This is a genomic window from Empedobacter sp. UBA7611 (assembly GCF_002484365.1).
GTDB lineage: Bacteria > Bacteroidota > Bacteroidia > Flavobacteriales > Weeksellaceae > Empedobacter > Empedobacter falsenii_B.
Map to the genome: position 1 here is coordinate 1 of NZ_DLJR01000075.1, position 6,120 is coordinate 6,120.

Annotated in this window: 6 protein-coding genes; 4 read left to right on the top strand and 2 right to left on the bottom strand. The window is 32.8% G+C overall.

Going from position 1 to position 6,120, the window contains the following annotated elements; genetic code table 11:
- Positions 1-321, bottom strand: a 321-nt coding sequence (locus B3R94_RS12880) for a hypothetical protein (RefSeq protein WP_291101297.1), incomplete at its 3' end; no start/stop codon positions are given.
- Positions 322-373: 52 nt separating this feature from the next.
- Entirely contained in the window at positions 374-874 is a 501-nt protein-coding gene (locus B3R94_RS12885) for a GbsR/MarR family transcriptional regulator (protein WP_125349104.1), read from the bottom strand.
- A gap of 173 nt (positions 875-1,047) precedes the next feature.
- Between B3R94_RS12885 and B3R94_RS12890 the strand changes: the two genes are divergently transcribed.
- The 4 genes from B3R94_RS12890 to B3R94_RS12905 are packed head-to-tail and all read left to right on the top strand — an operon-like array spanning position 1,048 to position 5,438.
- A complete protein-coding gene (locus tag B3R94_RS12890) occupies positions 1,048-1,737 on the top strand; it encodes an ABC transporter ATP-binding protein (RefSeq protein WP_038335693.1) in 690 nt (229 codons plus the stop codon).
- A 57-nt stretch (positions 1,738-1,794) separates the two neighbouring features.
- Complete coding sequence (locus tag B3R94_RS12895) at positions 1,795-3,024, top strand: ABC transporter permease (protein WP_291101301.1); 1,230 nt, start codon at positions 1,795-1,797, stop codon at positions 3,022-3,024.
- Positions 3,024-4,280 carry an ABC transporter permease gene (locus B3R94_RS12900; protein WP_291101304.1) on the top strand — a complete coding sequence of 419 codons (1,257 nt, stop codon included), beginning with the start codon at positions 3,024-3,026 and terminating at the stop codon, positions 4,278-4,280. Before B3R94_RS12895 ends, B3R94_RS12900 begins: the two co-directional genes overlap by 1 nt.
- 24 nt (positions 4,281-4,304) lie before the next feature.
- Positions 4,305-5,438, top strand: coding sequence for an efflux RND transporter periplasmic adaptor subunit (locus B3R94_RS12905; protein WP_115001196.1), 1,134 nt, complete (start codon positions 4,305-4,307; stop codon positions 5,436-5,438).
- Positions 5,439-6,120 lie beyond the last annotated feature (682 nt).

Consider the following 6,120-nt stretch of genomic DNA (forward strand, 5'->3'; position numbering starts at 1 on the left):
TCTAAATGCACTACGGGTTAAATTAATAAAATGTAATATTCCGAGGATTAATAATATAAATCCAATTTTGTAGGACAATGAAGAAAACATGATGGTAATGGAGTCAACTTGTTCCCAGTTTTGTAAACTTATTGCCGAAAAACCTAAATTGACCAAATAGTATCCAATCAATAAAAGATTATTAATCGATTGACAAACAGAATGATTATCGATTAAGTTTGTCAAGTACACAAAACAAATTTTATACACTTTCCAACCAACAAAAATGGTGATGTAGAAAGTAATAATCAGATAAATGATATACGAAATAATATTATACATATTGAATTTTCAATAATTTTTGAAATTTGTGATTCAAAAAAATACGAATTGATTATTTCATCAAATTCGTGATTTTTCCTACCAACCAATGCTCATCAGATTTGATGGCAAGGTCCATTATATTATTGATTTTTGTTGAAACAGAAGATAAATCTTGTAATAATTTAGCAAATTCTTTTGCGTCATCAGATTGATCATCAATATTTTTTAATGTATCTAAAAAATCAATTACTGGCTCTATTTCACGCTTTCTGCGTTCCTTTGTAATTTGTTTGAATAAATACCAAACATCTTTATCGGCAACAAAATATTCTTTACGTTCTCCTTTTATTAGCTCTTTTCGTATAATTCCCCAATCCATCAACGCTCTCAAGTTCATATTTGCATTTCCTCTCGAAATCTGTAATTCTTCCATAATTTGATCAGTTGAAATCGGTTCACTATAAGTTAATAATAATGCATGAACTTGTGCCATAGTACGATTTATTCCCCAGTTAACAGCGAAAGTTCCCCAAGTTTGAACAAATTTTTCTTTTGATTCTTCTAATTTCATTGCAATTATTATTTACACAAATATATATAAATTTCTATACTTTCAAAAATTATTGAAAATTAATTTTGAAAAATATTTTAGCGCTATTTATAAGATAAATCTTAAACTTGCTTGTAACATTTTTCTTATAATTTCGACTTATCTGTTATCTTTATTGAAATTTACAACAATCTATGATATCTATTCGAGATTTAAATAAATCCTACATAATGGGAAAAAACAAACTTCACGTACTCAAAGGAATTAACCTTGAGATTACGGAAGGCGAATTTGTTGCGATTATGGGATCTTCGGGTTCGGGGAAATCAACTTTATTGAATATCATTGGAATGTTGGACGAGCATGATACAGGTATTTATGAATTGGACGGTGTTAGAATTGAGAAGTTAAACGAAACTAAAGCGGCTAATTATCGAAACAAATTTTTAGGATTTATTTTTCAATCTTATAATTTAATTAGTTTCAAAAATGTATTAGAAAATGTAGCGTTACCGTTGTATTATCAAAAAGTAAAACGATCGGATCGAAATAAAATAGCGCTTAGTTATCTGGAAAGAGTGGGGTTGGAGCCTTGGGCTACTCATATGCCAAATGAACTTTCGGGTGGACAAAAACAACGTGTTGCAATTGCGCGTGCATTGGCTGCAAAACCAAAATTGTTATTGGCGGATGAGCCTACAGGAGCGCTGGATACAAAGACTTCGCAAGAAGTAATGCACCTGATTCAAGAAATTAATGACGAAGGTAAAACAATTGTAATGGTGACGCATGAAGATGATATTGCAAATATGTGTAAACGTATTGTTCGTCTTAAAGATGGTGTAATTGTAAGTGACGAAAAAGTAGAACAAGTAAGAGTTTAATGATTTTCGAATCTCAAACTTCGTAAATCATAAATCAAAGAATCTTAAATATAAAATATGTTTGATACAGACCGTTGGAGCGAAATATGGTCGTCCATTGCAAGTAATAAATTGCGTACAGCATTGTCGGGTTTGACAATCGCTTTGGCGCTTTTTGTGTTTATTACATTGTATGGATTGGGAAATGGTTTGCAGAACGGGTTTCAACAAGAATTTTTCAAAGCAAATTCATTAAATATTACCGTTAACGGAGGTACAACAACAGAACCTTACAATGGTTTCAAACAAGGACGTACAATTGAATTGGATGTAAAAGATTTTGATTTTATTAAACATTCTTTTCCAGATGAAATAAAATCGATTGTAAGTACAATTTCGAAAAGTGATACGATTAGAAATGAAGCTAATTCAGGAAGTTATTCGATTACTGGAGTTTATCCAGAATATGAATCAATGATTAATGAAAACGTAACACTTGGTCGATTTATCAATCAAAAAGATATGGAAAATCAGTCCAAATCAATTGTTATTGGACGATTGGTTGCGCAAGATTTTTTTCCAAATCAGATTGCAATTGGTAAATATTTGCAATTAGGTTCAAGTATGTATCAAGTGGTTGGTGTTTTCGAAAGTAAAGATGGTGGTGATAATGCTGAACGTGCTTTGTATGCGCCTTTTACAACGTTTAGAACAATTTATGCGACGGACAAAGTATCATCGATTATTGTAACACCAAAAGATGGAATGGCTTTGGCCGATATTTCTAAACTAGCAAATGCAATCGAATATAATATAAAAGGCCGACACAATGTTGCGCCTTCTGATTATGGCGGAGTTTGGGTACGAAATGCGGCGGATGCAATGGAAGATACCAATCAATTTTTCTTGATTCTGACAATTATTGTATTTGTAATTGGTGGAGGAAGTTTGATTGCAGGAATTGTAAGTATCGGAAATATTATGGTGTTTAGTGTAAAAGAACGTACCAAAGAAATTGGTATTCGAAAAGCGTTGGGCGCAACACCAGCCAATGTTTTGGGATTGATTTTACAAGAAGCAATTATGATTACAATTATTTTCGGAGCAATAGGAATTGCTTTAGCGGCACTTGTTGTAGAAAATATTGGTGATAGTTTAGAAGAATATTTTATTTATAATCCAGGCGTAGAAACCAATTCGTTGGTCATGGCTTGTATTATTTTATTTGTTGCAGGAACAGTTTCTGGATTAATTCCAGCTTTGAATGCAGCACGTATTAAACCTATTGATGCTTTAAGAGACGAATAATGAACTTTATAAAATTTGTTTTTGATCCAGATGCTTGGAGCGAAGTCTACGCGGCGATTCGCAAAAATAAATTGCGCACTATTTTGACGATGATTGGTGTCGCATGGGGAATGTTCTTATTTGTATTATTGTTAGGCGTAACACGTGGTTTGCAAAATGGTTTTGACCGAAATTTAGCAGATGCCGCAACCAATTCATTATTTGTTTGGGGAGGAACAACATCGATGCCTTATCAAGGGTTTCAAAAAGGTCGTACAATTGAATTGAAAATGAGTGATGTTCGTCAAATTCAGGCTCGTTTTCCTCAAATTTCGTTGTTAGCCCCTCGAAATTCTAAACCAAGTTCTATTTTAACCTACGGAACAAAATATAATTTTTACACGGTTAATGGAGATTATCCAGATCAAAACCGAATGTTTGGGAAAGATATTATTCAAGGTCGTTTTATCAATGAAGATGATATCAAAACTGAATCGAAAGTTTGTGTAATTGGAATTGAAGTAGCGGAACAATTTTTTGGTGATAAACCAAAACCTTTAGGGAAAGAAATCAGAATTAGTGATAGTTATTATACAATTGTCGGCGTTTACGACACACCTTCTTCACCTGTAGAGAGCAAAGATCAAGTGTTTATTCCGTTTACAACATTTCAAAAAATATACAATCAAGGGGAAACGATTCAATATTTAAGTTTGAGTTTGCCTAATAATTATGATATTGTTGCATTCGAAAAAGAATTAAAAACATATCTGAAACAAATTAAAAATATTTCGCCAGATGACGACCAGGGAATTGGAGGTTTTAACTTAGGTGAAATGCTGGGGAAGATTATGAAATTCGTAAAAGGAATGCAGTTCCTAGCGATTGTTGTAGGAGGGATGACATTATTTTCTGGGGTTATTGCGATTGCAAGTATATTATTGATTACAGTTTCAGAACGTACAAAAGAATTTGGAATTCGAAGAGCATTAGGTGCAATTCCTGCTCAAATTCGAGGACAAATTTTGTTAGAATCAGTAGTTTTAACATTAATTGCAGGTTTAGGCGGAATTATTTTTGCAGCACTTTTACTAATGGTTCTCAACGAAATTATCATTCCATCAAATAAAAACATACCTTTATATAATGCGTCAATCGATTTGTTTACACTTTTTACAGCTTTAGCAGTGATGGTGATTATGGCAACTTTAGCGGGATTGATTCCTGCTCAACGTGCAATTCAAATCAAACCTATTGATGCTTTGAGAGATGAATAACTAAAACTTAACAGATATAGAAGAATGAAAAAATTTCTAAAGATTTTGATGATTGTCGTTTTTATCGGTGCTGTAATCGGTGTGATTGCGTATTTCGGTAAAAAGAATAGCCAAGACAATGAAGTTTATGAAACGACAACGCCTTTTATGGGAAATATAGAGGTGAAAGCTGTTGCAACTGGTGAAGTAAAACCGTTGGAAACAATTGAAATTAAGCCAAATATTTCGGGTGTTATAAAATCGATTAATGTTGCTGAAGGACAATATGTAGAGCGTGGTCAATTGATTTGTGAACTGAAAGTTGTTCCAAATGTTCAGTCGTTAAATGCAGCTCGTCAGTCTATTCAAGCGGCTCAAATTACGGTCGATCAAGAACGTCGTAATTTCAATCGAACATCAACTTTATATAATCAAGGTGTTTTGCCTCGTGCAGATTATGACAATGCAAATGCAACATATAAGTCAGCTCAACAACAATTAAAAGCTGCCGAAAACGATTACAAGGTTGCGCAAACAGGTATTGCTCCTGGTTTGGAAGCTTATGCAACAACACGTATTACAGCAACTACTTCGGGAATGATTTTAGATATTCCTGTTGAGGTTGGGAATATGGTGCAAGAGATTAATAATTTCTCTACAGGTACGACGATTGCTACGATGGCTGATGTTAAGAAAATGATTTTCCAAGGAAAAGTTGACGAAGCTGAGGTTGGTAAATTAAAAGAAGGAATGAAAATTAATGTATCGATTGGTGCAATTCCGAACAAAACTTTTACAGCGATTCTTGATTTTATTTCGCCTCAAGGAGTTGCAACGAATGGAGTAGTTCAGTTCGAGATTAAAGCACCAGTTCAATTAGATTCAGATAACTTTATTCGTGCGGGATATTCTGCAAATGCTGAGGTTGTAACGCAGGAAGCAAAAAATGTATTGTTGGTAAAATCAGCGCATGTTCGTTACGACGAAAACCAAAAACCATATGTTGAGATTCTTACTTCTGGTAAAGGACAAGATGCAAAATACGAAAAGAAATACATCACTCTTGGAATTACAGACGGAGTGAATGTTCAAGTAAAATCTGGCTTGAAAAAAACAGATAAAATCAAAATTTGGAATACCGATTTGGAAAAAGATAAAAACGGTAACGGTCCACATTAATAAGATACAAAAGGAGAATAAAGCGTTCTCCTTTTTTTGATTCTGTCACTCCGATTTTATCAAAAAGCTTTTTTATAGAAACTTAATTATGATGTCATCAGCATCGTATCCATTATATTATTAACTATACTGAATAACTCATTCTCGCTTTGCGACAATTCCTCCCGAATAGTTAACTCAAAAGTATCCATTTTACTTTTCTTTTTGGTAAGAAAAGCAAAACGTCTAATCATTTTATGAAGTTAAAAGGCATTCTTGAGTAATTAACAAGTTTAATTTTCCTGTCGTTTCGAGCTTGTCGAGAAATCTATCCCGTTATAATTTTGTTTTTAAAAAGAGCTTTTCTCGTCAAAAATCTAATATCTCACATCTCATATCTAAAAAATTTAAAAAATATTTTCCATTGTACCAATCACTTAAGAGAAGAATGTAAAATAAAAGTAAAGTATGTTTGGAAAAACGAATAATCCAGCCGTATATTTGCAACCGCAATACGAAAGACGAGTAGTATTGTAGTTGACATAAGGACTTAGTAGCGACAAAAATTATTTAAAAATAAATTTGCGAGATTCTAAATAAGTTTTTAGCTTTGCAATCCGATTCCGAAAGGGTTTTTGGAGTGAAAGTAAGAATTGACTTATTGAAATAAAAACTTTAAAATTTATCAAAATAAATTTTGTTA